This is a genomic window from Methylobacterium sp. 17Sr1-1, from assembly GCF_003173775.1.
Lineage (GTDB): Bacteria > Pseudomonadota > Alphaproteobacteria > Rhizobiales > Beijerinckiaceae > Methylobacterium.
Genome location: NZ_CP029552.1, coordinates 4234619 through 4257873 on the forward strand (window position 1 = coordinate 4234619; position 23255 = coordinate 4257873).

26 protein-coding genes and 1 tRNA gene are annotated in these 23255 nt (G+C 72.0%); 15 read left to right on the plus strand and 12 right to left on the minus strand.

Features of this window, described 5'->3' with window-relative positions; translation table 11 throughout:
* Position 1: 1 nt before the first annotated feature.
* From dut to DK412_RS19060, 3 genes are read right to left on the minus strand one after another with little or no spacing between them, the layout of a single operon-like run.
* Positions 2-511 (minus strand): dUTP diphosphatase, encoded by a 510-nt coding sequence (dut, locus tag DK412_RS19050; protein ID WP_109973223.1) that lies wholly within the window; start codon positions 509-511, stop codon positions 2-4.
* Entirely contained in the window at positions 508-1377 is an 870-nt protein-coding gene (locus DK412_RS19055; RefSeq protein ID WP_109973224.1) for an aldolase/citrate lyase family protein, read from the minus strand. Before DK412_RS19055 ends, dut begins: the two co-directional genes overlap by 4 nt.
* A 55-nt stretch (positions 1378-1432) precedes the next feature.
* Positions 1433-2047: a GntR family transcriptional regulator gene (locus DK412_RS19060; protein WP_245447086.1), complete on the minus strand. Its 615-nt coding sequence runs from the start codon at positions 2045-2047 to the stop codon at positions 1433-1435.
* Positions 2048-2237: 190 nt separating this feature from the next.
* On the opposite strand from DK412_RS19060, the gene DK412_RS19065 reads away from it, so the two are divergent.
* From DK412_RS19065 to DK412_RS19080, 4 genes are read left to right on the plus strand one after another with little or no spacing between them, the layout of a single operon-like run.
* Positions 2238-3536: an MFS transporter gene (locus DK412_RS19065; protein WP_245447088.1), complete on the plus strand. Its 1299-nt coding sequence runs from the start codon at positions 2238-2240 to the stop codon at positions 3534-3536.
* A 17-nt stretch (positions 3537-3553) separates the two neighbouring features.
* Positions 3554-4234, plus strand: a complete 681-nt coding sequence (locus tag DK412_RS19070) for a DUF2848 domain-containing protein (RefSeq protein WP_109973227.1) — start codon at positions 3554-3556, stop codon at positions 4232-4234.
* Positions 4235-4241: 7 nt separating this feature from the next.
* Positions 4242-5078 carry a hypothetical protein gene (locus DK412_RS19075; RefSeq protein ID WP_109973228.1) on the plus strand — a complete coding sequence of 279 codons (837 nt, stop codon included), beginning with the start codon at positions 4242-4244 and terminating at the stop codon, positions 5076-5078.
* Between the two features lies 1 nt (position 5079).
* Positions 5080-6369, plus strand: a complete 1290-nt coding sequence (locus DK412_RS19080) for an amidase (protein ID WP_109973229.1) — start codon at positions 5080-5082, stop codon at positions 6367-6369.
* Between the two features lie 404 nt (positions 6370-6773).
* Here the strand turns inward: DK412_RS19080 and DK412_RS19085 are convergent, their stop codons facing one another.
* Both DK412_RS19085 and DK412_RS19090 read right to left on the minus strand, forming a co-directional pair.
* Entirely contained in the window at positions 6774-7019 is a 246-nt protein-coding gene (locus DK412_RS19085; protein ID WP_109973230.1) for a hypothetical protein, read from the minus strand.
* 494 nt (positions 7020-7513) lie between these two features.
* A complete protein-coding gene (locus DK412_RS19090; protein WP_109973231.1) occupies positions 7514-8716 on the minus strand; it encodes a pyridoxal phosphate-dependent aminotransferase in 1203 nt (400 codons plus the stop codon).
* A gap of 331 nt (positions 8717-9047) precedes the next feature.
* On the opposite strand from DK412_RS19090, the gene DK412_RS19095 reads away from it, so the two are divergent.
* A complete protein-coding gene (locus tag DK412_RS19095) occupies positions 9048-10190 on the plus strand; it encodes a helix-turn-helix transcriptional regulator (protein WP_109973232.1) in 1143 nt (380 codons plus the stop codon).
* Positions 10191-10217: 27 nt separating this feature from the next.
* On the opposite strand, the gene DK412_RS19100 is transcribed toward DK412_RS19095, so the two are convergent.
* The 3 genes from DK412_RS19100 to DK412_RS19110 all read right to left on the minus strand — a co-directional run bounded on the left by DK412_RS19100 (position 10218) and on the right by DK412_RS19110 (position 14527).
* On the minus strand, positions 10218-11072 hold the full coding sequence (locus tag DK412_RS19100) for a DUF1236 domain-containing protein (protein WP_109973233.1): 855 nt from the start codon (positions 11070-11072) through the stop codon (positions 10218-10220).
* A 475-nt stretch (positions 11073-11547) separates the two neighbouring features.
* Positions 11548-12627, minus strand: a complete 1080-nt coding sequence (locus tag DK412_RS19105; protein WP_109973234.1) for a tartrate dehydrogenase — start codon at positions 12625-12627, stop codon at positions 11548-11550.
* A 79-nt stretch (positions 12628-12706) separates the two neighbouring features.
* On the minus strand, positions 12707-14527 hold the full coding sequence (locus DK412_RS19110; protein ID WP_109973235.1) for a chloride channel protein: 1821 nt from the start codon (positions 14525-14527) through the stop codon (positions 12707-12709).
* Between the two features lie 183 nt (positions 14528-14710).
* On the opposite strand from DK412_RS19110, the gene DK412_RS19115 reads away from it, so the two are divergent.
* Together DK412_RS19115 and DK412_RS19120 are read left to right on the plus strand one after the other, a co-directional pair.
* Positions 14711-14787, plus strand: a tRNA-His gene (locus DK412_RS19115).
* Positions 14788-14952: 165 nt separating this feature from the next.
* Complete coding sequence (locus DK412_RS19120; RefSeq protein WP_109973236.1) at positions 14953-15243, plus strand: hypothetical protein; 291 nt, start codon at positions 14953-14955, stop codon at positions 15241-15243.
* 7 nt (positions 15244-15250) lie between these two features.
* On the opposite strand, the gene DK412_RS19125 is transcribed toward DK412_RS19120, so the two are convergent.
* On the minus strand, positions 15251-15658 hold the full coding sequence (locus DK412_RS19125) for a hypothetical protein (protein ID WP_204165403.1): 408 nt from the start codon (positions 15656-15658) through the stop codon (positions 15251-15253).
* 176 nt (positions 15659-15834) lie between these two features.
* Here DK412_RS19125 and DK412_RS19130 point away from each other — a divergent pair, with 176 nt between their 5' ends.
* A complete protein-coding gene (locus DK412_RS19130; protein WP_109973237.1) occupies positions 15835-16041 on the plus strand; it encodes a ribbon-helix-helix domain-containing protein in 207 nt (68 codons plus the stop codon).
* A gap of 34 nt (positions 16042-16075) precedes the next feature.
* Here DK412_RS19130 and DK412_RS19135 read toward each other — a convergent pair whose 3' ends face one another.
* The 3 genes from DK412_RS19135 to DK412_RS19150 form a co-directional block, all read right to left on the minus strand.
* On the minus strand, positions 16076-16243 hold the full coding sequence (locus tag DK412_RS19135; protein WP_245447090.1) for a hypothetical protein: 168 nt from the start codon (positions 16241-16243) through the stop codon (positions 16076-16078).
* A gap of 243 nt (positions 16244-16486) precedes the next feature.
* On the minus strand, positions 16487-16783 hold the full coding sequence (locus DK412_RS19140) for a hypothetical protein (protein WP_109973239.1): 297 nt from the start codon (positions 16781-16783) through the stop codon (positions 16487-16489).
* 483 nt (positions 16784-17266) lie between these two features.
* Positions 17267-17566: a hypothetical protein gene (locus tag DK412_RS19150; RefSeq protein WP_109973241.1), complete on the minus strand. Its 300-nt coding sequence runs from the start codon at positions 17564-17566 to the stop codon at positions 17267-17269.
* 389 nt (positions 17567-17955) lie between these two features.
* On the opposite strand from DK412_RS19150, the gene DK412_RS19155 reads away from it, so the two are divergent.
* The 7 genes from DK412_RS19155 (at position 17956) to DK412_RS19185 (ending at position 23231) form a co-directional block, all read left to right on the plus strand.
* Entirely contained in the window at positions 17956-18591 is a 636-nt protein-coding gene (locus DK412_RS19155; protein WP_109973242.1) for a hypothetical protein, read from the plus strand.
* 114 nt (positions 18592-18705) lie between these two features.
* On the plus strand, positions 18706-18930 hold the full coding sequence (locus DK412_RS19160; RefSeq protein WP_109975369.1) for a hypothetical protein: 225 nt from the start codon (positions 18706-18708) through the stop codon (positions 18928-18930).
* Positions 18931-19146: 216 nt separating this feature from the next.
* The gene (locus DK412_RS19165; RefSeq protein WP_109973243.1) at positions 19147-20271 is read left to right on the plus strand and encodes a transglycosylase SLT domain-containing protein; all 1125 of its coding nucleotides are present in this window, start codon (positions 19147-19149) and stop codon (positions 20269-20271) included.
* Positions 20272-20373: 102 nt separating this feature from the next.
* Positions 20374-21000: a NepR family anti-sigma factor gene (locus DK412_RS19170; RefSeq protein ID WP_109973244.1), complete on the plus strand. Its 627-nt coding sequence runs from the start codon at positions 20374-20376 to the stop codon at positions 20998-21000.
* 169 nt (positions 21001-21169) lie between these two features.
* Positions 21170-21415 carry a hypothetical protein gene (locus tag DK412_RS19175; RefSeq protein WP_109973245.1) on the plus strand — a complete coding sequence of 82 codons (246 nt, stop codon included), beginning with the start codon at positions 21170-21172 and terminating at the stop codon, positions 21413-21415.
* Positions 21416-21593: 178 nt separating this feature from the next.
* The gene (locus tag DK412_RS19180; RefSeq protein WP_109973246.1) at positions 21594-22400 is read left to right on the plus strand and encodes a transglutaminase family protein; all 807 of its coding nucleotides are present in this window, start codon (positions 21594-21596) and stop codon (positions 22398-22400) included.
* Positions 22401-22565: 165 nt separating this feature from the next.
* Positions 22566-23231, plus strand: a complete 666-nt coding sequence (locus tag DK412_RS19185; RefSeq protein ID WP_109973247.1) for a L,D-transpeptidase — start codon at positions 22566-22568, stop codon at positions 23229-23231.
* The last annotated feature ends 24 nt before the right edge of the window (positions 23232-23255 follow it).

Below are 23255 nucleotides of genomic sequence, written 5' to 3' on the forward strand. Positions count from 1 at the left end.
GTCAGCCGCGGCCGGTCGAGCCGAAGCCGCCGGCGCCGCGGGTGCCGGTGCCGGCCTCCGGAAACGCGTCGACCACCGTCAGGGCGGGCCGCGCCACCCGGGTGAAGACGAGCTGCGCGATGCGCTCGCCCGGCCGCACCGTGAGGGGCGCGGCTCCCGGCGGGTTGCGGTTCCAGGCCGAGATCATCAGCGGGCCCTCGTAATCGGCGTCGATCACCCCGACGGTGTTGCCGAGCACCAGCCCGTCGCGGTGGCCCATTCCCGAGCGCGGATAGACCATGGCGCACCAATCGGAATCGCGGATCGCCAGGGCGAAGCCGGCCGGGATCAGGGCCGGCGGCGCCTGCGGCTCGAGCATCATGGGCGCGTCGAGGCAGGCATGGAGGTCGAGCCCCGCGGCCAGGGCCGAGCCCCAGCGCGGAAAACCCCACTCGGTCAGGCGCGGATCGAGGATCCGGATCGCGACGTCGAGGCCGCTCGCGCTCTGCGTTTCCCGGTCGAGCCCGCTCATGCCCGGCTTCCGGAGCGAGCCGCCACGGCGTCGGCCAGCGCGACGAGCCGGCGCGCCTCGTCCGCCTCGCGCCGCAGCACCGTGCGGCCGCGATGGGCGATTCCGGCCTGCCCCCTGGCGTCGGGCGCGTCGAAGGCGGCGACGAGGGCGCGCGCGGCGGCGAGCGCGTCCGGGTCGGGCGCGAAGGCGGCCTCGGCCCGGCGGGCGCCGGCGGGCGCGGTCGCTACCGCCCCGTCGAAGCCGAGGCCGCGGGCGCGGCCGATGTCGAGCCGGTCGGCGGGATCGAGCAGCACGTCGAGGTCGTGGGCGCGGGCAGCGGCGAGCGCGGTCGCGAGCCAGGCGAGGAGCGGCCCGGCCTCCGGCGCGCCCGGCGGCAGCCGTCCCCCGCGGGCGAGCGCGCCGGCATCGACGACGAGGCAGGCGAGCCGCGCATCGACGTCGCGCACCGCGCTCGCCACCGCCTCGGCCGCGAGGATGCCGAGCGGCGTGTCGAGGCCGGCCCAGAGCCGGACCCGCTCCGGAGCGTGGAGCCGGCGCAGGCGGCTGCCGATGCCGGCCAGATCCTCCGGCTCCTCGACCCGCGGCACCAGCACCGCGTCGGGCGCGGCCCCCGCCACCGCGGCGAGGTCGGCCTCGCCCCAGGGGGTGTCGAGGCCGTTGACTCGCACGACCAGCTCGGCGGCGGCGAACCCGCCCTCGGCGAGGAACGCCGCGAGGCGGGTCCGTCCGGCCTCCTTGTCGGCGGGCATGAGCGAATCGGCGAGGTCGAGGATCAGCGCGTCGGCGGGCTCGGCCCGGGCCGCCGCGAGGGCGGTCGCGGTGGCCGGCACCAGGAGGGCGCTGCGGCGGGGGCGGATGTCGGTCATCGGTCGCGTGACTCCCCGAATGGCGGCGCATCTATGCCCCGGGTCGGGCCGTCCGTCACCCCAGCCGCGAGGCGAGGGTGCGGGCGAAGGAATCGATGTGGGCGGTCATCGCCGCCGCCGCACCGTCCGGGTCGCGCCGGCGCAGGGCGTCGAGGATCGCCGCATGCTCCTCGGCCACCTCCGCGAGATGATGGCCGGTGGCGAGCGACAGCGCCCAGAACCGCACCGAGCGCCCGTGCAGCCCGGCGAGCACCTCCGCGAGCACCCGGTTGCCCGAGGCCTCGGCGATGATCGCGTGGAAGCGCCGGTCCGATTCGAGGATCGCGTCGAGGCCGTCGGCCTGCGCCGCCAGCACGGCGTCGAGCTCGGCGAGGGCCGCCTCGCCGATCCGCCCGGCGGCGAGCGCCGCGCAAGCCGGCTCGGTGAGGCGGCGCACCTCGATCAGGTGGGCGAACTCGTCCATCGAGAGCGGCTGCACCAGCACGCCCTTGCGGGGCAGGATGCGGACCAGCCCCTCGTGCATCAGCCGGTGCAGGGCCTGGTTCACCGGCGTGCGGCCCAAGCCCAGCTCGGCGCAGAGCCCCGCCTCGTTCAGCGCGTCGCCGGGCTTCAGCCGCAAAGCCACGATGTCGTCCTTCAGCCGCCGATAGGCGCGCTCGTTCTGCGACAAAGGCGGGCACGAACCTGCACGCGTTTCAACCACCGTTCACCGCTCCGCTTCTGCTGCCCGCCCCCTTACCACGGGGCACGCTCCGCTTGGACCGGCTTGTGAAATATCACAGGCATGGTACTTGCAGAACCACACGCCGGGCGGCCGGTTCGCGGACCGCGGGAGAAGAGCGATGACGAGGGTGGAGACCGTGAGTACGCACGAACTGGACGAGGGCTATCGCCGGGCGACGCTCAGGCTGATCCCGTTCCTCGTCTTCCTGTTCATCCTGGCCTGGATCGACCGGGTGAATGTCGGCTTCGCCAAGCTGCAGATGCTGTCGGACCTGAAATTCAGCGAGGCGGTCTACGGCTTCGGCGCCGGCATCTTCTTCATCGGCTACTTCTTGTTCGAGGTGCCGAGCAACCTGCTCCTGGAGCGCATCGGCGCCCGCAAGACGCTGGCGCGGATCACCATCCTGTGGGGGCTCGCCTCGATGAGCCTCGCCTTCGTGCAGTCGGAATGGGCCTTCTACGCCATCCGCTTCCTGCTCGGCGTGTTCGAGGCCGGGTTCTTCCCCGGCGTGGTGCTCTACCTGACCTACTGGTTCCCGAGCGCGAAGCGCTCGCGCATCAACGGCCTTTTCATGACCTCGTTCGCCATCGCGGGCGTGGTCGGCGGCCCGCTCGCCGGGTTGATCATGGGCACGATGGGCGGCGTCTCGGGGCTGGCGAACTGGCAGTGGCTGTTCATCCTCGAGGGCATCCCGTCCCTGATCGCGGGCGCCGCGGTGCTGGCCTTCCTGCCCGACCGGCCGAAGGACGCGGCTTGGCTCAAGCCGGAGGTCGCCGCCGCGATGACGGTGGTCGTCGAGGCCGAGGGACGGGCCGCCGGCAAGGAGGCGAGCTTCAAGGTTGCGCTCCGCGACGGCCGGGTCTGGCTCTGCGCCCTGATCTATTTCTGCATCGTCAGCGGCAACGCCACGATCGCGTTCTGGACGCCGTCGATCATCAAGGAGATCGGCGTGCAGGGCGCCATCGCGATCGGCTTCCTCGCCGCGGTGCCCTTCATCGCCGGCACCATCGCGATGGTGTGGACCGGGGCGCATTCCGACCGCACCGGCGAGCGCCGGCTGCACTGCGCCGTGGCCAGCCTCATCGCCGCCGCGGGCCTCGCCGCCACGGGCGCCCTGATCGGCCACGCGGTGCTGGCACTCGTCGCGCTGACGGTCGCGGCGATCGGCATCCTCGCCGCCTTCCCGGTGTTCTGGTCGCTGCCGCAGACCTTCTTGGCCGGCACCGCCGCGGCCGGCGCCATCGCGGCGATCAACTCGATCGGCAACCTCGCGGGCTTCGTCGCCCCCTACGTGGTCGGCCTGTCGAACACGCTGACCGGCACGTCGAGCAACGGGCTGTATTTCGTCGCCGGGCTGGAACTGCTGGCGGGCCTCCTGGTGCTGGGCTTCGCGCGCTGGCGCGAGAGCGCGGCCGACCTGGCGCCGGCCGAGTGAATCAGGGAGAGAGACCGATGCTGACCTTCCATCGCGAGGCCGCGGGCCGCCGGGACACGATCGCGCTGGCGCCCGAGGCGCTGGTGATCGCCGGCTGGGCCGGGCGGGACGAGGCGGCGATCCGCCACCACATCGACGAATTGGCGGCGATCGGCGTGCCGCCGCCCTCCTCGGTCCCGGTCTATTACCGGGCCGCCGCCGCGACGCTGACGCAAGAAGCCCGCCTCGAGGTGCTGGGCCCGGATTCCTCCGGCGAAGCGGAGCCGGTGATCGTGTCGCTGGCCGACGGGCTCTGGCTCGGGCTCGGCTCCGACCACACCGACCGCAAGGCCGAGACGGTCGGGATCGCGCTCTCCAAGCAGATGTGCGGCAAGCCGGTCGGCACCGGCCTGTGGCGCCTCGACGAGGTCGAGCCGCACTGGGACGAGCTGGTGCTGCGGGCGCACGCCACCATCGACGGCGAGCGGGTGCTCTACCAGGAGGGCCGGCTGACGGCCCTGCGCACCCCGAGCGACCTGCTGGCGCGCCGCCCGGGCGGGCCGGGCCTCCCCCCCGGCACGGTGATGTTCGGCGGCACGCTCGGCGCGATCGGCGGCATCCGTCCGGCCGCCCGCTTCGAGATGGCGCTGGAGGATCCGGTGCTCGGCCGCACCCTGAGCCACGCCTACGACATCGCCGTGCTGCCCGTGGTGGCCTGAACCCGCGATGGGGTCACTGGCCGCCCTGACGGGGATCGGGGACGCCGCCTTCTGGGCGGCGCTCCTCGCCAAGATGCTGGCGAGCGCCACGATCGTGGTGCTCGCCTCGCTCGCGGTCGAGCGGACCGGGCCCCTCGTGGGCGCGATGATCGCGACGCTGCCGGTCTCGGCCGGGCCGGCCTACGTCTTCCTCGCCCTCGACCACGATGCGGGGTTCCTGCGCGCCAGCGCGGTGGCGAGCCTGCCGGCCGTCGCGGCGACCGCCGTGCTGATCGCGACCTATGCAGGGCTGGCCCGCCGGCACGGCGTCGCGCCCGCGCTCGCCGCCGCGCTCGCGGCGTGGGCCGCCGCGGCGCTCGGGCTCGCCCATCTCGGCGGCGGACTGCCGGGCGCCGTCGCGACGGCCGCGCTGGTGATCCTCGCCTGCGTCGGCGCCTGCCGGACCTTGCGCCGGAGCGGCCCGCTGCCGGCACGGCCGGGGCGGCGGCGCGACGTGCTGGTGCGGGCCGGCATCGTCATGGCGCTCGTCGTCGCCGTGGTGCTGGCCGGGCGCCTCGCCGGGCCCTCGGCGGCGGGGCTCCTCGCCCTCGCGCCGGTGGTGATGGTGAGCCTGGCGGTGATCCTGCATCCGCGGATCGGCGGGGCGGCGACCGCGACGGTCCTGGTGCTGAGCCTGCCGGGGCTCCTCGGCTTCGTGGCGGCGCTCACCGTCCTCGCCCTCACGGTCGAGCGGCTGGGGCCGGCCCTTGCCCTGCCGCTCGCCCTCCTGACCAATCTGGGCTGGAATGGCGCGATCCTGCTGACGAGCCGCCGACGCCCGAAACTTTCCCTGGAGACCGATTGAGATGAGCACGATCCGCGACGATCTCGAACGCCGCCTCGCCCTGATCGAGCAACCGGCGAGCCGGCACGTCTTCACCAAGCTCTACCCGGAGGCCGCCCGCGCCGCCGCCGACGCCGCCGATGCCCGCCGCAAGGCCGGCCTGTCGCTCGGCGCCCTCGACGGCGTCATCGTGTCGATCAAGGACCTGTTCGACGTGCAGGGCGAGGCGACGACCGCCGGCTCGTCGCTGCGCCGCAAGGCCGAGGCCGCGCTCCAGGACGCCCCCGTGGTGGCCCGCCTGCGCCGGGCCGGCGCGGTGATCCTGGCTAAGACCAACATGTCCGAGTTCGCCTTCTCGGGCCTCGGCCTCAACCCGCACTGGGGCACGCCGGGCAACGCAACCGACCCGAGCCTGGTGCCGGGCGGCTCGTCCTCGGGGGCCGGCGTCTCGGCGGCGCTGGGGACCTCCGACATCGCCATCGGCACCGATACCGGCGGCTCGGTGCGCATCCCGGCGGCGCTCAACGGCGTGGTCGGCTTCAAGCCCACCGCCCGCCGCGTGCCGCTCGCCGGCGCCTTCCCGCTCTCGCCCTCGCTCGATTCGATCGGGCCGCTGGCCCGCTCGGTCGAGGCCTGCGCGGCGGCCGACGCCGTGATGGCGGGCGATGAGTACCGTCCGCTCCGGGCGGCCCCCTTGCGCGACCTGCGGATCGGCGTGCCCCGCGGCCTCCTGTTCACCGACACCGACCCGATGGTGGCGCAGGCCTTCGAGGCGGCCCTCTCCGCCCTGAGCGGGGCCGGAGCCCGCATCCACGACACCGAGTTCGACGACCTCCTCGCCCGCATGGCCGAGACGACGGCGGCCGGCCCGATCGCCGCGGTCGAGGCGTCGGAGATCCACGCCGACTGGCTCGACGCCGAGGCCGCCGCCTTCGATCCCCGGGTCCACGCCCGGATTGCCCGCGGCCGCACCGTGACGGCGGCGGCCTATATCCGGATGATGCGCGGTCGCGCCGCGCTGATCGAGGCCGGCGACGAGCGGCTCACCCCCCTCGACGTGCTGGCCCTGCCGGCGACGGCGGTCCCGGCGCCCGCCATCGCCGCGGTGGCGGAGGACGACGCGGAATTCTCCCGCCTCAACCTCCTGATGCTGCGCAACACGATGGTGGGGAACCTGTTCGACCTCACCGGCATCTCGCTGCCGCTGCCGGGTCAGGCAAAGCCGGTCGGGCTGATGCTGCTCGCCCGCCACGGCCAGGACCGGCGGCTCCTGGAGATCGCCGCGGGGGTCGAGGCGGCGCTGCGGGGATAGGTGGCGCTACAGGATACCGTCCGACGAGGCGGTTGCCGCCTCGTCGGAAGCAATGCTGTCACGCTGAAGGCGTTGAGCGATGCGCCATCGCATCACGAGCACCTCCCTTTCCCGGACGACTGCAGCGTCAGCGGAAGGAGATCCGGGATCCAGCATAAAAAATCGCGAAGCGTCTGCCTGTTTGCAACGTTGCAAAGATAGAGCCGCTTCGCGGCGCTTCTCTCCTGGATCCCGGATCTCCTTCCGCTGACGCTCCAGTCGTCCGGGAAAGGGGAGTTTTACGACAAGCGTGTGCTTGCTTCGCTCGACAGGTTCGATGTTCTCCGTGTCATTCAAAGGCGACACAGTGGAGCCGGGAAGAATCCGAGAGGCGTGTCTCTACAAAAGATGATCCAAACAGCCGCTCAGCGCCGCCGCCCGTCCCCCGAGGCCTCGGTCATCAACCGGCCGAGGCCGCGCTGGTCGAGGCGGGCCGAGGCGGCCTCGGCCTTGCGGGGCTGGATCGTGCCGGTGGTGGCGGGATCCGGGATCGCCGCCAGGGCCGGACCCGGTGCCCGGTCCTTCTCGCGCAAGGCGATCCAGTTCGCCGCCGTGGTCAGCGCGGCGATCGCGATGATGACTTTGATTCCGCCGGTGAGGAGGCGCCACATGGCTGGTCGGGACCCGCGATTTCGTCGGGGCCGTCGATCCGGCCCCGTTTCGCCGATCCTGGGCCACAATGCTTAACGGGCGGCCTCGGCCCGCTCGCCGGGACTGTCCCGCAACGGGAGCGGCCGATCGGCGAAAGAGGCGAAGTTTGGTGGGCCATGCGCCAGGGTCGCGGTTCCTGTTCCCCGAACCCGTGACGCTCCTGCGACTGCTCGGCCCACTGAGCCTCACAGGAATGGTTGCAGAGAACTGGTCCGCCCCACCCCGTCATCGCCGACCTCTTTGCCGCACAGCCCGGATGGGTTCCGGAAGCCTCCGGGCGCGCCGGCATCGAGGACGGTCCGTGTAAGCCAGACCGGGTCGGGGTCGCAACCGGAATGCAGGGGCGGCGCTTGCGTCTAAACGCGTCGGCCGGGAAAGCTTGACCGGCGCAACGAAAAACCCGGCGGGCACGGGCCCGCCGGGTCGAATCACGCGAGGCCTCTGGATCTGCGCGTCAGCGCAGCGAGCCGCAGAAGCGCTGGATGCGGCTGCAGGCCTCCTCCAGGAGCTGGTTCGAGGTCGCGTAGGAGATGCGCAGGTTGGGCCCGAGGCCGAAGGCCGAGCCGTGCACCGAGGCGACGCCCTCGGCCATCAGGAGCTCGGTGACGAAATCCTCGTCGGTCTCGATCACCTTGCCCTCCGGCGTGCGCTTGCCGATCAGCTCGGCGCAGGACGGGTAGACGTAGAACGCGCCCTCCGGCGTCGGGCAGCGCAGGCCGTTGGTCTGGTTCAGCATCGACACGACGAGGTCGCGCCGGACCTGGAACGCGGCGCGGAACTCGGCGAGGTGGTCCTGCGGCCCCTCGAGGGCGGCCACCGCCGCCCATTGCGAGATCGTCGCCGCACCCGAGGTCTGCTGGCCCTGGACGAAGTCCATCGCCTTGATCAGCTGCTCGGGCCCGGCGGCGTAGCCGATGCGCCAGCCGGTCATGGCGTAGGATTTCGAGACGCCGTTCATGGTCAGCGTGCGGTCGTAGAGCGCCGGCTCGACCTGGGCCGGGGTCACGAAGGCGAAGTCGCCGTAGACCAGGTGCTCGTACATGTCGTCGGTGAGCACCCAGACATGGGGGTGGCGCACCAGCACGTCCGTCAGCGCCTTCATCTCGGCGTGGCTGTAGGCGGCGCCGGACGGGTTCGAGGGCGAGTTCAGGATCACCCACTTGGTCTTGGGCGTGATCGCGCGCTCCAGCTCCTCGGGCTGGAGCTTGAAGTTCGTCGCCATCGTGGTCTCGGCGAAGACCGGGGTGCCGCCGCACAGGCCGACCATCTCCGGGTAGGACACCCAGTAGGGCCGCGGGATCACCACCTCGTCGCCCGGGTTCAGGGTGGCGAGCAGCGCGTTGTAGATCACCTGCTTGCCGCCGGTGCCGACGATGGTCTGGCTCGGCTTGTAGTCGAGCCCGTTCTCGCGCTTGAACTTCTTGGCGATCGCCTCGCGCAGGGGCACGATGCCGGAGACCGGCGGATACTTGGTCTCGCCCCGGCGGATCGCCTCGACCGCCGCCTGCTTGATGTGCTCGGGCGTGTCGAAATCCGGCTCGCCGACCGACAGGCTGATGACATCGCGCCCCTGGGCTTTCAGGTCCCGCGCCTTCTGGGTCATCACGATGGTGGCGGAGGGTTTCACGCGCGAGAGGGCGTCGGCCAGAAAGCCCATGGTCTTCGACTCCGGACAGGTTGGGATCGGTGCCCGGCAGAGCCGGGCTCGGGATCAATGCCCGGCCGGGCCGGGCTTGGGGTCAAGGCCCCGGCCGGGCCGGGGTTGGGGTCAAGGCCCCGGGCGGGCCGGGGTTGGGCCGTCCGGGTCTTCGAGCGGGCGGGACCCTAGTCCCGCGCGTCACCGCGGGCAAGCCATGGCATGCCTCAAGAAGAGGCTGTCCCCGCTCGCGAAATCGTTGTTTCGAAGCCTGAGTTCTGGACTCGCGCGTCGACGCCGTGACACCCTGCCGAACCGGTGCGGGGGCCCGGGCAATTCGGAATCGACGGCGATGGGCGAGGCGGAGCACGCGCAGCGGGTGAGCGCGGAGATCGGGCTGGCGATCGATCACGCCGCCTGCGACCCAGCGGCCTGGGACACCGTGATGGCGGAGATCGGCCGCCTCCTGCCCGGGGTGTGGCCGGTGCTCCAGGTCGTCGACGCTGCCGCCGGGACCGGCCTGCCCCTGGTCTATTGGGGCTGGGATCCCGCCGCCGTCGCGTCCTACGAGGCGCATTACGGCGCCGTGAACCCGTGGATCTCGGTGATCCTGTCGACGCCCACGATGATGTCGATGCATTCCGAGGAGCGGATGCCGGCCTCGTCCCTGCGCCACACCGAGTTCTACGCCGACTGGCTGTCGCGCCTCGGCGGCATGAAAGCCTCGAGCGGGGTCAAGCTCATCGACGCCGACGGGCGCCTCGCGGTGCTCAACCTGCAGCACGACCTCGCCCGGGCCTCGCGCGAGCACGGCCGGCTCGCCGCCGTGATGGAACGGATCGGGCCGCGGATGCGCCGCGCGATCGAGACCAACCGGGCCTGTTTCCCCGCCGGCGCCGCCTTCGCGGCCGGCGAGACGCTGCTGGAGCGGGTGGCCGATCCGGCCTTCGTGGTGACGCGGGACCTGCGCCTCGTCGAGGCGAGCCGCGCCGGCCACGCCCTGCTGGCGGCGGGCGACGTGCTGCGGGTCGGCGCCCTCGACCGGATCCAGGTGCGCGACCCGCGCCTCGCCGGGGCGATGGCCCGCGAGGCGGCGCTCGCCTGCGGTGGCGCGCCGGCGGGCGGGATGCCGGGCCCGGTGCGGGTCGGCGCGGAGACCTGGCAGGTCACCGCGATCGGCCTGCGCCAGGATCTGCGCGGCGTCGTCGGCATGGCGCGGCTGCTCGCGCCGGACCAGCTCGCCCTCGTGGTCTTGCGCCGGGCGGCGGCGGAGAGCGGCGGGCAGGACCGCCTGGCCCAATTCGGGCTCTCCCCGGCGGAGGCGCGGCTCGCCCTGCTGATGGACGGATCGCGTTCCCTGGTCCAGGCCGCCGAGAGCCTCGGCATCCGCCACGAGACCGCCCGCTCGCAGCTGCGCCAGGTCTTCGCCAAGCTCGGCGTGTCGCGGCAATCCGAGCTCGCGGTGTTCATCCTCCGGCTCAAGGACCGTGCCTGAGCCGGAGGAGTTTTTCTCAGGCCGTCCTCAGCCCCGGATCACGTCCACGATCTCGTAGGTGTCGGGATCGATGATGACGATGTCGTCCTGCACCAGCACGTAGCGGAAGCCGCGATAGGCCGGCACCAGGGTGAGGATCGCCGGCGGCAGGGTGTGCAGCGTCACCGAGCGCGGCACCGCGGTGCCGACGTTGAGCGCGAAGTTGACGTTCGTCACCGGGCGCACGCCGGAGCGCACGATGGTCTGACGGAACTCGGTGCGCTGGGTGGTGTCGAGCCGCGAGACGGCGCCCCGGGCCTCGGACCGGCCGCCGCCGCGCTCGCCGCCACGTTCCCCGCGCTCGCCCCGCTCAGCACCGCGCTCACCGCGTTCGGCCCCGCGCTCCCCGCGCTCGCCTCTCTCGGCACCCCGCTCGCCACGCTCACCGCGTTCCGCGCCCCGCTCGCCGCCCTGCTCGGCCCCACCACGGCCTCCGCGCTCGCCCTGCTCGGCCCCGCGGCCGCCTGCACCCGGCTGGGTACCCTCGCCGCCGGCCCGGCCGCCGGGAGCGCCCGGCTGCTGGCCGGCACCGCCCGCGGCCCCGGCCCCGCCGCCCGGCTGCGCCGCACCGGCGCCGCCGCGAGGACCGGCCGCGCCGCCCGCGCCGCCGCCGGCACCCACGCCCGCACCGCCGCCTGCGCCGCCGGCACCACCGGCGCCGCCGCCACCCACGCCCCCACCACCGGCACCGCCCGCGGCTCCGCCGGCCGCACCCGCACCGCCGCCTGCCCCACCGCCGGCACCGCCCGCACCACCCTGCGCGAACGCCGTGGCCGCGCCCAGCGCCAGCAAGGCGGCCGTCATGGTTCCGCGCAGCGCCTTGCCGCGAATCGACTTGCTCATGACCCTCTCCCGACACTGCACCCGCACGGCCGATGGCGCGGATCGCCGCAGTGCCGGGCCGCAACGAGGAGGTGTGGGAAATGGTTCCGTACTGCGCCCCGCATACGCTCCGGCTGCGACGATGCCGCGGAGAAGGCGGGCCGGCAGGTCACGGGCCGGGCTCTCGAGACCCGAGGGTCAGGGCTCGGCCCGAGCACGGCAGCGGCGCGGAGCTCGCGAGACCGTTTCTCCCGGCCGCGACCTCGTCCCGAGGTGCCCGTGGATCGGCGATCGAATCGATCAACGATCGCTTGCAACGATCGCTTGGCCGCGAAGGAGGACTCCGGAAGCCCTCGCGGTCCCTGGAGGCCTCCTTCGGGGCTGCCGCAAGCAGCAGCACCTCAGCATGAGGTCGCGGAAGGGACGGGCCGCCGCCGTCTGTAGACCGCCCGATCGTGAACCGTGGGCGCCCGGCCGTGCCGGGCGCCCACCCGCATCACCCGATGGCTTCCGCCACCGCGAGACCGCAGGCGCTCGTGTCGGCGTTGCCGCCGAGGTCGCGGGTGCGCAGGGTGCGCTCGGCGAGCACCCGTTCGATCCCGGCGACGATCTCGGCCGCGGCCTCCTTCTCGCCGAGGTGCTCCAGCATCATCGCGCCGGACCAGATCTGCCCGATCGGGTTCGCGATGCCCTGGCCGGCGATGTCCGGCGCCGAGCCGTGGACGGGCTCGAACAGCGACGGGAAGTCCCGGTCCGGGTTGATGTTGCCCGACGGCGCGATGCCGATCGTGCCGGTGCAGGCGGGGCCCAGATCCGACAGGATGTCGCCGAAGAGGTTCGAGGCCACCACCACGTCGAACCAGTCCGGATGCAGCACGAAATGCGCGGTCAGGATGTCGATGTGGTACTTGTCCCAGGCGACGTCGGGATAGTGGCGCGCCATCTCCTGCACCCGCTCGTCCCAGTACGGCATGGTGATCGAGATGCCGTTCGACTTGGTGGCCGAGGTCAGGTGCTTCTTCGGCCGGCTGCGCGCCAGCTCGAAGGCGAATTTCAGCACCCGGTCGGTGCCGCGGCGGGTGAAGACCGATTCCTGCACGGCGAATTCGCGATCGGTGCCCTGGAACATGCGGCCGCCGACCGAGGAATACTCGCCCTCGGTGTTCTCGCGCACGACCCAGAAATCGATGTCGCCGGGCTTGCGGCCGGCGAGCGGGCTCGGCACGCCGGGCATCAGCCGCACCGGGCGCAGGTTGATGTACTGGTCGAACTCGCGCCGGAACAGGATCAAGGAGTTCCACAGCGAGACGTGGTCGGGGATCTTCTCCGGCCAGCCGACGGCGCCGAAGAAGATGGCGTCGTGCCCGCCGATCTGCGCCTTCCAGTCCTCCGGCATCATGCGGCCGTGCTTGGCGTAGTAATCGTAGGACGAGAAGTCGAACCAGTCCTGCTGCAGCGTGAAGCCGTGGCGCTTGGCCGCCTGCTCCAGCACGCGCACCCCCTCCGGCACTGTCTCCTTGCCGATGCCGTCCCCGGGAATCACGGCGATGCGGTAGGTGCGCTGGGCTGACGGCATGGGTGTCTCCTCCAGTTTATGGCGCCCCCGCGTCGCGCATCCCGCACTCCCGGTCAATGGCGCGGGCAATTCTTCTGGATCATGCCACCTCCCCCACGCTCGCCCGGCGCTGGCGGTCGAGCTCGTCGCTGTAGCGCTTGAGGGTGTGCTTCTCGCTCAGGATGCCGATCACCCGGCCGGCCTCGCGGCTCTCGACCACCGCCAGCGCCTCGCTCTCGGCCTTGTCGAACAGGGCGACCGCCTCCTTGGCGTTCATCTGCGGCACCAGCACCTGGTCGCGGTAGCGCAGGAGGTCGACGACCTTCGTCTCGGCGGCCTTGTCGTCGATCGGCGCGGCATGGGCCTCGGCGACGAGCACGATGCCGGCATAGAGCCCGGCCTCGTCGACGGCGACGACCTGGGTGCCGGACCCGAGCGGGAAGGCGCGCCGGAACGCCGCGAGCGTGGTGTCGCTGCGCACCGTGCGCACCTCGCGCCGCATCAGCTGGCCCACCGTCAGGGTGCGGATCCAGCCGACGTCGTGGGCGCTGCGGATCGACTCGCCGCGCAGGTGGAAGCGCCAGGTCGCGAAGGAGTAGCCGAAGGTCTTGCGCACCGTGAGCGACGAGGCGATCACCGCCACCAGCACCAGGCTCGCGATGGGAAAGTCGCCGGTCACCTCCAAAGCCAGGAAGGTCATCGTCATCGGGCCGCCGATCACCGCGACGGCGAGCGCGCTCATCCCCACCACCGCGTAGGTCACCGGCGGCAGCACCATGGCGACCAGCGGCGGGGCCAGCATCACGAAGATCTTGCCGGCGAGCGCCCCCAGGAACAGCGAGGCGAAGAACAGCCCGCCGCGGAACCCCGTGCCGATCGAGATCGCCGAGGCCAGCGCCTTGGCGAGGAAGATCAGGATCAGCCCCGCCGCGCCGAAAGCCGCGCCGTCCTCCGACAGGTTGAGGTGGAGCGCGCCGTGCCCGGCCGAGAGCACCTGCGGCGTCGCCACCAGCGCCAGCGCCCCGACCGCGAGGCCGCCGACGACCGGCCGGGCGAGCGGCGGCAGCTTCGTGCGGCGCACCCCCTCCTCGACCAGGGTGACGCCCTGCATGATCAGGATGCCGAGCCCGGCGCAGATCAGCCCGAGGCCGAGGGTCGGCAGGTAGTCGGCCGGGCCGACCGCCGGGGTCGCCCCGAGGGTGATGACGGTCTGGTGGCCGAGGAGCGCCCGCGACACGAAGGCGCCGGCCAAGGCCGCGGTGACGACCGGGGTCAGCGATCCGATGGCGTAGGTGCCGATGATGAGTTCGAAGGCGTAGAACGCCCCCGTCAGCGGCGCCCCGAACGCCGCCGCGATGGCGGCCGCCGCCGCGCAGCCCACCAGCACCCGCATGTCGTTGCGGCGCAATTCGAAGCTCAGCCCGAGCCGCGAGGCGACCCCGCCGGAGATCTGGGTGTAGCCGGCCTCGAGCCCGACCGAGGCGCCGCAGCCGTTCGAGATCAGGTTCTGCACCGCGACCAGCACCGAATCCCGCAGCGAGAGCCGGCCGCCATGCAGGGCGTTGGCCTCGATCGGGTCGATCACAGGGCTGCCGGGCACCCGCCGGACGCGGCCCCCGAGCCAGACCGCCAGGCCGAGCAGCGCACCGCCCAGAGCCGGCACGCCGAGGGCCACGAGGGGCGACACACGGGCCGCCGCGCTCAGGCGCTCGTCGAGGTCGAGGCCGAACAGCCACTCGTGGGCGGCCTGTGCGGCCCAGCCCATGGCGCTCACCAGCCCCCCCGACACGCAGCCGACGAGGGCCGCGAGCAGGATCAGGCCGATCTCGCCGCCGCGCACCCAGGCGCGCAAAGCCCCCGGCGCCAGCACGAGGGCGCTCTCCGTGAGGGAGCGGCGGACCGTCTCGGATTTGGGCGTCATCGGACCGTCGGGCGGGCTCTCGAGGGGCAGGGCGGGCGCCGGCAGCGGTTTAGGGCGTGAGAGCCGGCCGGTCGATCGGGATTCCCGACCTAGCCGGCGCAGTTTCCCACCCTTCCGGCGCGAAAGCCGCCGAACGGCGCTTGCCACGGCGCTCCGGCCGGACTACACAGCCCCCCGTCGCGAGCCGCCATAGCTCAGTTGGTTAGAGCGCTAGATTGTGGATCTAGAGGTCCCCCGTTCGAGCCGGGGTGGCGGTACCACGACCCTCGCGGCCCAAGGCCCGCGGATCGGATTGCGCGAGGATCGAGGCCCCGGCGCAACACAGGCCGGTCACGATGCCGGATCCGGACCAATCCTTTCAAATTTGTTAAAGCATAGGCCATAAGGTCTGTGCACATCTCTCCCCAGAACGAGGGGAGGACGGTGTGCAGCGCTACTTCTTCGATCTGAGCGCCGGTGCCTGGCAGTGCCGGGACGATATCGGACTGATTCTCTGCAGCCAGGACGAGATCCGCAGCGAGGCGACCCGCACGGCGATCGAGTTCGCCGGCGCCGGCCTGGCCGGCGCCGACCTCTCCGACCTGAAGGTGCGGGTGCGCGACCGGGCGGGCGACGCCGTCATGACCGTGAGCCTCGCCCTCACCGTGCGCGGGCCGGAGGAGCCCGTGCGCCTGACATCGCGCCCGGCCCGGCCGCGGATGGTGCGGGCGGCCTGACGGCCGCCTACGAGACTTTCTGCAAAGGGTCTTGTCGCATGGGGTCCTGCCCGGCTGCGATCCGGCGGCCGGCGAGGGTGCGCGCGGCGGCGAGCCCGAGCAGGGCGCCGCCGGCGCTCGCCGCGAAATCGATGACCTGCGCGGTGCGGCCCGGAACCCAGATCTGACCGATCTCCAGGATGCCCGCGAGCAGGACGAGGGCGAGGGCGAGCCGCCAGGCCGGCCCGCGGGGAAACCCGAGGCCGAGGAGGCCGGCCGTGCCCGCATAGGCGACGAGGTGCTCCAGCTGGCCGGCCGCGCCGGTGCGCAGCTCCCAGTCCTTCGGGATCCAGGACAGCCAGACCAGCACTGGCAGGCAGGCGAGACCCGCCAGCCCGGCGATGCGCCGCAGTTCGGTCAGCGCGCCCGGTCCCATGCCCATTCTCCCTCGTCCCGAGCCCGACCCGGGCTCGGGACGATCGTCCGCCGGGTGCGCCGGCCGGGCAAGCGCGTCATCCGGTGCGGCGCCCACCCGATCGAGGGTGACCGTTGGCGGTAGGCGGAACGATCGCTTCCCCGGCGCGATACCCGGGAACGAGCCGGAGGCGCCCGATGACCGATACCAGCGAGACGCCCGACGGACCCGGGGACCCCGGGTCAGTCCGCGACGAGGAAGCGTTCCACATCCCCGATGACCTCGCGCAGGGTCTGACCGAATTCGCCGCCGTGGAGCAGCTCTCCCGCGGCGAGGCGATCTGCCTCATCCTGCGGGAATACCTTCGGGCGAAGGGCTACCTGAAGGGCGCGCCCGCGGCCTGATCGGTCCAGGCCGACCCTGACGGGCCGGCTCTCGTCAGGCGGCGCCGCGCAGCTGGATCTCCAGGCGGCCGACATCCTCGGTCAGCCGCTCGACGGTGCGGCGCGCCTCGCCATCCTCGGGCGAGGTCCGCAGGACGTCGGTCGCCGCTGCCAGCGACTCGCGCTTGGCCTGCAGCGCGAAGGCGATTTGGGCCCTGGCCATCTCGGGCGTCCGGTCGGCCATGTCTGTCCTCCTCTCCTGTCGTCTCTCTCATCCGGTGCCGGCCGACGACGCGGCGCACCGGAAGTTCGCGGAAGGCAACGCGGCCGGGGCTGCCCGGATGCCGGCGCACTGAGCGCTGCGACGATTCGGGCCGGCAGAGCCGCGTTCGAGCGCCACGCACGGCGCAGGCCCCCCGCGCGAGGAGCCTGCGTGATCAGCGGAACGTGGTTCGCTCGACCGGCGTCAGCAGTCGTTGGCCTGCTGCGCGGCGGTCTTCTCGCCCTTCGACTGCCGGCTGACATCCGCCGGCGATGTCGCGGTCTGCGAGCCGATGTTCTGCATCGCCCCGACCGTTCCGGGCGATTCCGCCTTCGCGCCGGGCGTCACCGAGGCGGTGGCGGGGGGATCGACATTCGAGCTCCTGTCCATCTTCTGCGCGGTCTGTCCGGGAACCTGACCGGGGGCGCAGGGGCCGGCGGCCGCACCGAGCGTCCCGGCGAGCAGGACCAGTCCGGCACCGAGAGCGGTAAAACGGATCATCAGGTTTCCTCCGAGGGTTGTTGTGTCCGCTCAACCCTCGCCGCGCAGGCCCGGTTCCTCCCCGGCCCCTCGCCCATTGGGCTGCGGCGCTCACGGCCCAGACCCGCGAACGCGTTGATCCGAAACCCACTTCCGAAACCTTGAGAGGAGTGCAGCGCTGCCATTCGTTTCGGTTGCGCGCGAAACCGAAAATAGCGCTTGCGTTTTGTGCGGCGCACGCTAGATTGTGCATCGCACGGTCGCGATGGCGTCGCGGCCTTGCAGCCCTCTTTGGGCGTTTCCTCCCTAGACTTCGGGCCGCTCGCGAGAGCGGCCTTTTTTCTTGGTGCCCCCGCTGTCCCGATGCCATTCTCCCGGAGCCGATGGCCGGTGCGAGTCGGGCGACTCGGTTGGTGCGCGACCGCCAACGCAAAGAGGGGCCGCGCGATGCAGCCCCTCGGCAGCCCCTCGAAGGTGACGTCGTGATGCGGGGCGGTGGGCGCCTCAGCTCGGCAGCATTCCGGCCGGGCGCGACTGGGCGTAGAGGCTCGCCCCCGCATCGGCCCCGACGACCCGCACCAGGGCGGCCTCGTCGCAGGTGCCGGCGATGCGCAGGCCGAGCCGGTGCAGGTGGTCCTTGTCGGTGCAGTAGGCCGCCAGCCGCGCCCGCCCGGTCTCCGGCATGCGCGAGACCAGGGCATCCACATCGTCCTCGCTGGCGCGATGCAGGACGGCCAGCAGCTCGAGCGGGATCGGATAGCGCGCGAACGCCGTGGGCAGCGGGCGGGTCTGAGCTTGCGGCATGGATCACCTCGGTGCGGTCAGCTTCGTCGGATCTTCCGGCCGATATGGTTAGCGATCGGTTAAGGTCCCGCGAATACTCTCCCTGCCTATTGCCGGGGAGGAAACCGACCATTGCCGTGGTCGGACCGGGCCGGCAGGCATGGTGCCGGGACCCGGGCCGAATCGCGGGTAAAGTCGTGGGCCAGGTCGCGCGCCGAGTCGCGCGCCGCATCGCAACGGGCAGCAGAACGCAGCGATCCGGACGCAGGCTTCGGTCTCGCAACGGCGTCAGACCTGATTACGACGAGTTCCCGCACCTCGCGATTATACGCATAATGTATGGAGCAACCTTTCATGCAAATGATTGTAGTGGTCGACCCGCATCGATCGGCGGGCCGGACTGAGCTGTGATGAAGGAAGAGACCAGCACGGACCCCGTCTCCGCCGAGGCCGTGCGCCGCAGCCTCGACGGTTGCCTGCGCGCCCCCGCGTTCCGACGGTCGCAGAAGCTGGCCGCCTTCCTGAGCTACATCGTCGACGAGGAACTGGCCGGGCGGGGCGAGGCGATCAAGGCCTACACCATCGCCACCCAGGCCCTCGGCCGAGCCGACAGCTTCGATCCGAGCAACGATCCGAGCGTGCGGGTCGAGGCCGGCCGCCTGCGCCGGGTCCTCGACGAGGTCTACGCCGACGAGGGCCGGTTCTGGCCGGTCCGGATCCAGGTGCCGGTCGGTGCCTATCGGCCGAGCTTCGAAATCCAGGAATTCCGGCCGAGGGACTTCACGGCCGAGGAGCCCGGGCCGGCAGACGTCGAGCCCGGAGACATCGAGGCGTCGCCCCGGGCAGGATCCCGGCCGACGGGGACGCCGACGGGCGCGGGCCCGCCCGGGACGGCAGCCGGGCGGCCGAAGCGGAGCGTCGTCGCCCAGGTCCTGGGGCTGTTCGACACCCGCGGCCAGGCCGTACTGGCCCTGCTCCTCGCGGTGATCGCGTTCCTGCTCGCCGTCGAGGTCGCGCTGCAGATCTACGTCCTGGCGCACGCCTGAACGCGGCATCCGTCGAGTCCGGTCGCGCCTCGGCCTAGGTCAGGCGGGCGAGGGAACCGGATCACGACTTGGCCTGTTCAGTGACGTCCATGACGTGACGTACGAGAGATGACCATGCGCAAGATGATCGCCGGCGCCGTGCTGGCCGTGGGTCTGGCCGGCTTTGCCGGAGCCGCCGAGGCGAAAGGCTGCATCAAGGGCGCGGTCGTCGGCGGCATCGCCGGCCACGCGGTCGGCCACACCTTCGCGGGCGCAGCCGCAGGCTGCGCGCTCGGCCGCCACCAGGCCAACAAGCGCCAGCGCGACCGCGACACCGCCGTCCAGCCCGCAGCACGCTGAACCGGGAGCGCTTCGCCGCACTGCAACATCGGCATTCGCAGTCACCGGAGCGGTTCCTCAGGTCAAGCTTGGCCGTAACGGGACCCGAATGCTCGGCGGCTCGTACGGCGAAGCTTATGTGAGACGGCGATGAGCTGTGAGAGCATCGCCGTTTTATCGCCACATCTCACCGGCTTCTTGCGTCCCAGAGGCGTGGAAACCGGGGCGATACACCATATGAGACGTCGAGCGGACGGACCGGCACAGCGGAGCGGCCTGCGGATGGCGGGGGCGCCGGGAATCGCCCTCTCCGGGAACGTCCTCTCGGGTGACGCGCTGTCGCTCGGCAGCCGCGCCGCCCACGGGGGCGTGCCGGTCATGGCGCGCACGCTGCTCGCGGCGGGGTGCTTCGCCGCAGGCCTGTCCGCCCTTCTGCATCAGTACGGCGCCGATCTGATGACCGCCCGCCCGGCCGTCACCATGATGGCCGACCTCCTGGTGATGCCCACTCCCAAGATCCAGACCGTCAAGGCACCGGCGACGCCCGGCCGCGACGCGCCCTCGATGGCCCCTCTGCGCGAACCGGTCCACGACCTCGACACCGCCCTCGGCTCGTCCGGCGTCGATCGGGTCTCCTACGACGACCTGCTCGCCGCCAGCACCGGGGGCGACCCCAACGAGGTGCTGAGCTTCGGGCCGATGCGGATCCGGCGCCACCTCGTCCAGACCATCGTGCGGGCCGCCGCGACCGTGCGCACCGACCCGGTGCTGCTGATGGCGGTGGCCGACAAGGAATCGAGCTTCGTGACCGAGGTCCAGGCCCGGACCTCGTCCGCCACCGGCCTCTACCAGTTCATCGAGCGCACCTGGCTGCAGGTGATGCGGGAATTCGGTCCCCAGCACGGCTATGCCCGCGAGGCGGGGCTGATCGGCGAGGATAACGGCGTTGCCGATTCCGCCGAGCGCGCCCGCATCCTCGACCTGCGCCGCGATCCCTCCCTCTCCGCCCTGATGGCCGGCGAGATGCTGAAGCGCGATGCCGCGCGCATCGCCGCCCGGATCGGCCGCGACCTCACCCTCGGCGAGACCTACCTCGCCCACTTCCTCGGGCCGGACGATGCGGAGCGGTTCATGGCCAAGGTGGTCGAGGAGCCGAAGGCCGAGGCGGCCGCCCTGCTGCCGAAACCCGCCAAGGCGAACCGCCCGATCTTCTACGAGCGCGTCGGCAAACGGAAAGCCCGCAGCCTCACGGTGGCGCAGGTCCACGACAAGTTCGAGGCGATGATGAGCACCCGCGGTGCCCGCTACCGCGACGTCGGCGCCCTGATGGGCGTGATGGCCTACGCCGCCGATACCCCCTGAGAGCTCGCGAAAAAGCTGTCCCGCGACGCGTTCTTCTGGGGAAACCTCACCCCGGGTCGAGATTTATCCTCCTGACCGGAACGACGGAATCAGGAGGTGACGATGGGCGCGGCGGGCGCCGGGTGCCGGACGGGCGGCACGCCACTCACACCCACCCTCTCCCTCGACGCTCTCGGGGCGGGCCTCGCCGCGGCCTATGACGGCCTGGTGGCCGAATCGGTGCCGGAGCGGCTGAGCGCCCTGCTGCGCCAATTGGAGGCGCGCGAGGTGGAGACGGCCCGGGAGACCGGCCGCGCGCGGCAGGCCGGCGACGGGGCCGAGGCCGGCCCTCCCGGCGGGATCCCCGCCGGCCGCCTCGCCCTCCTGGTCGGCGACGTGCCCGGCGCGGGCGAGGCCGCCTCGCTCCTGGCCCGCGCGGGCCTCGAGACGATCCGCTGCCTCGATCCCGATGCCGGGCTCGAGGCGTTGCGCGTGAACGGCGGCGAGGTCGCCCTGGTGCTGATCGGCCTGCCGACCGAACGCGACGGCGCCCTCGACGGGGCGGGGCTCGCCCGCGCCGTGGCGATGCTCTGGCCGACGATCCACCTCGTCGTGGCGCAGCCGCCCCGGCCCGAGGCCCGCGTGCCCGAGGCGCAGCTGCCGCCGCAGGCGGTGCCGATCGAGCGGGCGCCCGACCTGCTGGCCCTCGCCGAGCAGGCGGCGCGCACGCCGCGCCCGCCGGTAGCGTAAGCGCGCGGCCGGCCCCTTCCCTTTCGGCGGATCTGCCTGTTCGGCGGATTTGATCGGCACGCCGCTCGTGCCTTATTGTGAGGGTGACGGTCGCGCGGCCGAGCGCCGCGCGACATCCAGGAGGTCGTGGGCCGAAAGAGACCGGCCGGGCAGATCGGGGGATCTGGAGATGAAGACGAACGAGCGCGACAGCTACCAGGCCGAGTACGCCGCGACGGCGGGACAGCAGGCGGCCTTCTTCCGCGAGCAGGCGGAGCGCCACCGCCTGCAGGCCGAGCAGGCACGGGTCTTCGCCGAGCTGAGTCCGGGCGAGGAAAGCCAGGAGCAGAACCGGCGGGCCGAGCGCCTCGAGACCCTGGGGCGCCACGACGACACGATGGCGGCGGCCTTCGAGGCCCGCGCCCGGCGCGGCTGAGGCGCCGGGCCGCGCGCTCGCCGAGAATCGCCCGCCCCTGGTCGCGGATTGGCCGAGACGGCGAAACTTCGGTCAGCGCCTGCCGATTCTTCGCGCAACCCGCGGCGACGCCGGGGCCTTACCCTGTGTTGTCCCGATGGGATCGTCCCATCGGCAGCATCAGGGAGCCAGCACCGTCATGAGGATCCGGACCGGGTACGCGATCACCTTCGATTCCCCGGCTCCGACGCCGATGCTGCTGATGCTCAGCGTGCATCCCTCACGGCTCGGCGATTGCCTCACCTCGCCGGCGATGCGCTTCGACCCGCCGATCCCGGCCCGCGACTATGCCGACCGCTACGGCAACACCTGCACCCGGATCGTCGCCCCACCGGGACGGCTGACCATCTCGGCCGACTTCCTGGTCCAGGACAGCGGCTGGCCCGACGATGTCGCGCCCGACGCGGTGCAGCACCCGGTGCAGGACCTGCCCGACGACGTGATGGTCTACCTGCTCGGCAGCCGCTACTGCGACACCGACAAATTGTCGAACACCGCCTGGCAGCTCTTCGGCCACACGCCCGAGGGCTGGGCCCGGGTGCAGGCCATCGTCGACTACGTCCACAACCACATCCGCTTCGACTACCAGCGCGCCGACGCGACCCGCTCGGCCCTCGACGGCTTCAACCAGCGCGAGGGCGTGTGCCGCGACTTCGCGCACCTCGCCGTCACCTTCTGCCGCTGCATGAACATCCCGGCGCGCTACTGCACCGGCTATCTCGGCGATATCGGCGTGCCGGCGGTGCCCGATCCGATGGATTTTTCCGCCTGGTTCGAGGTGTACCTGAGCGGGCGCTGGTACACGTTCGACGCGCGCCACAACAGGCCGCGGATCGGCCGCATCGTCATGGCGCGGGGCCGCGACGCCACCGACGTGGCGATCTCGACCAATTTCGGCCCCTCGCTGCTCGCCGGCTTCCAGGTCCATACCGACGAGGTACCCTGATCCGCTGAGGCCATCGCTCGGATGCAACCGACCCGATCAACCGGTCGTGAACCGTTCCACCGGACTCGGTACTCCACCTTCGCCATTAGCGTCGCTTTAACCGGGAACCACTGAGCCGGGACAGCATTGTACAGCAAAGGTAACTGCTGAGGTAAGGCTCCGGCCATGAAGATCTTCGCTACCGCCCTGGCGGGCGCTCTGAGCGTGTGCGTTCTTGCCTCCGCGCCGGCCAAGGCCGCGCCCTACGATCCCTTCGACGGCAATCCCGGCGAGGATTACTACGCCAGCCAGCCCTACGACGCGCCGGGCTACCGCACGCAGGGGTATTACGGCCAGGGCCAGTATGGTCAGGGACAATCCGCCGGCAGCACCGATCAGGCGCAGGTCGCCCCGATCCCGCGCGAGCTGGTTCCCTTCAACGGCGGCTACGCCCCGGGCACGCTCGTGGTCTCCACCGCCGAGCGCCGGCTCTACCTCGTGCTGGGCGACGGCATGGCTCTCCGCTACGGCGTTGGCGTCGGCCGCCCGGGCTTCACCTGGTCGGGCACGAAGACGATCACCGCCAAGCGCGAGTGGCCGTCCTGGACGCCCCCGAAGGAGATGCTGGCCCGTCGCCCCGACCTGCCGCGCTACATGGCCGGCGGCATCGACAACCCGCTCGGCGCTCGCGCGATGTATATCGGCGGCACTCTCTACCGCATCCACGGCTCGAACGAGCCCGACACGATCGGCCAGGCCGTGTCCTCCGGCTGCATCCGCATGACCAACGACGACGTCACCGACCTGTATTCGCGGGTCAAGGTCGGCGCCAAGGTGGTGGTGCTGAACTAAGCCCCCGACTCGTCGATCGTCGGT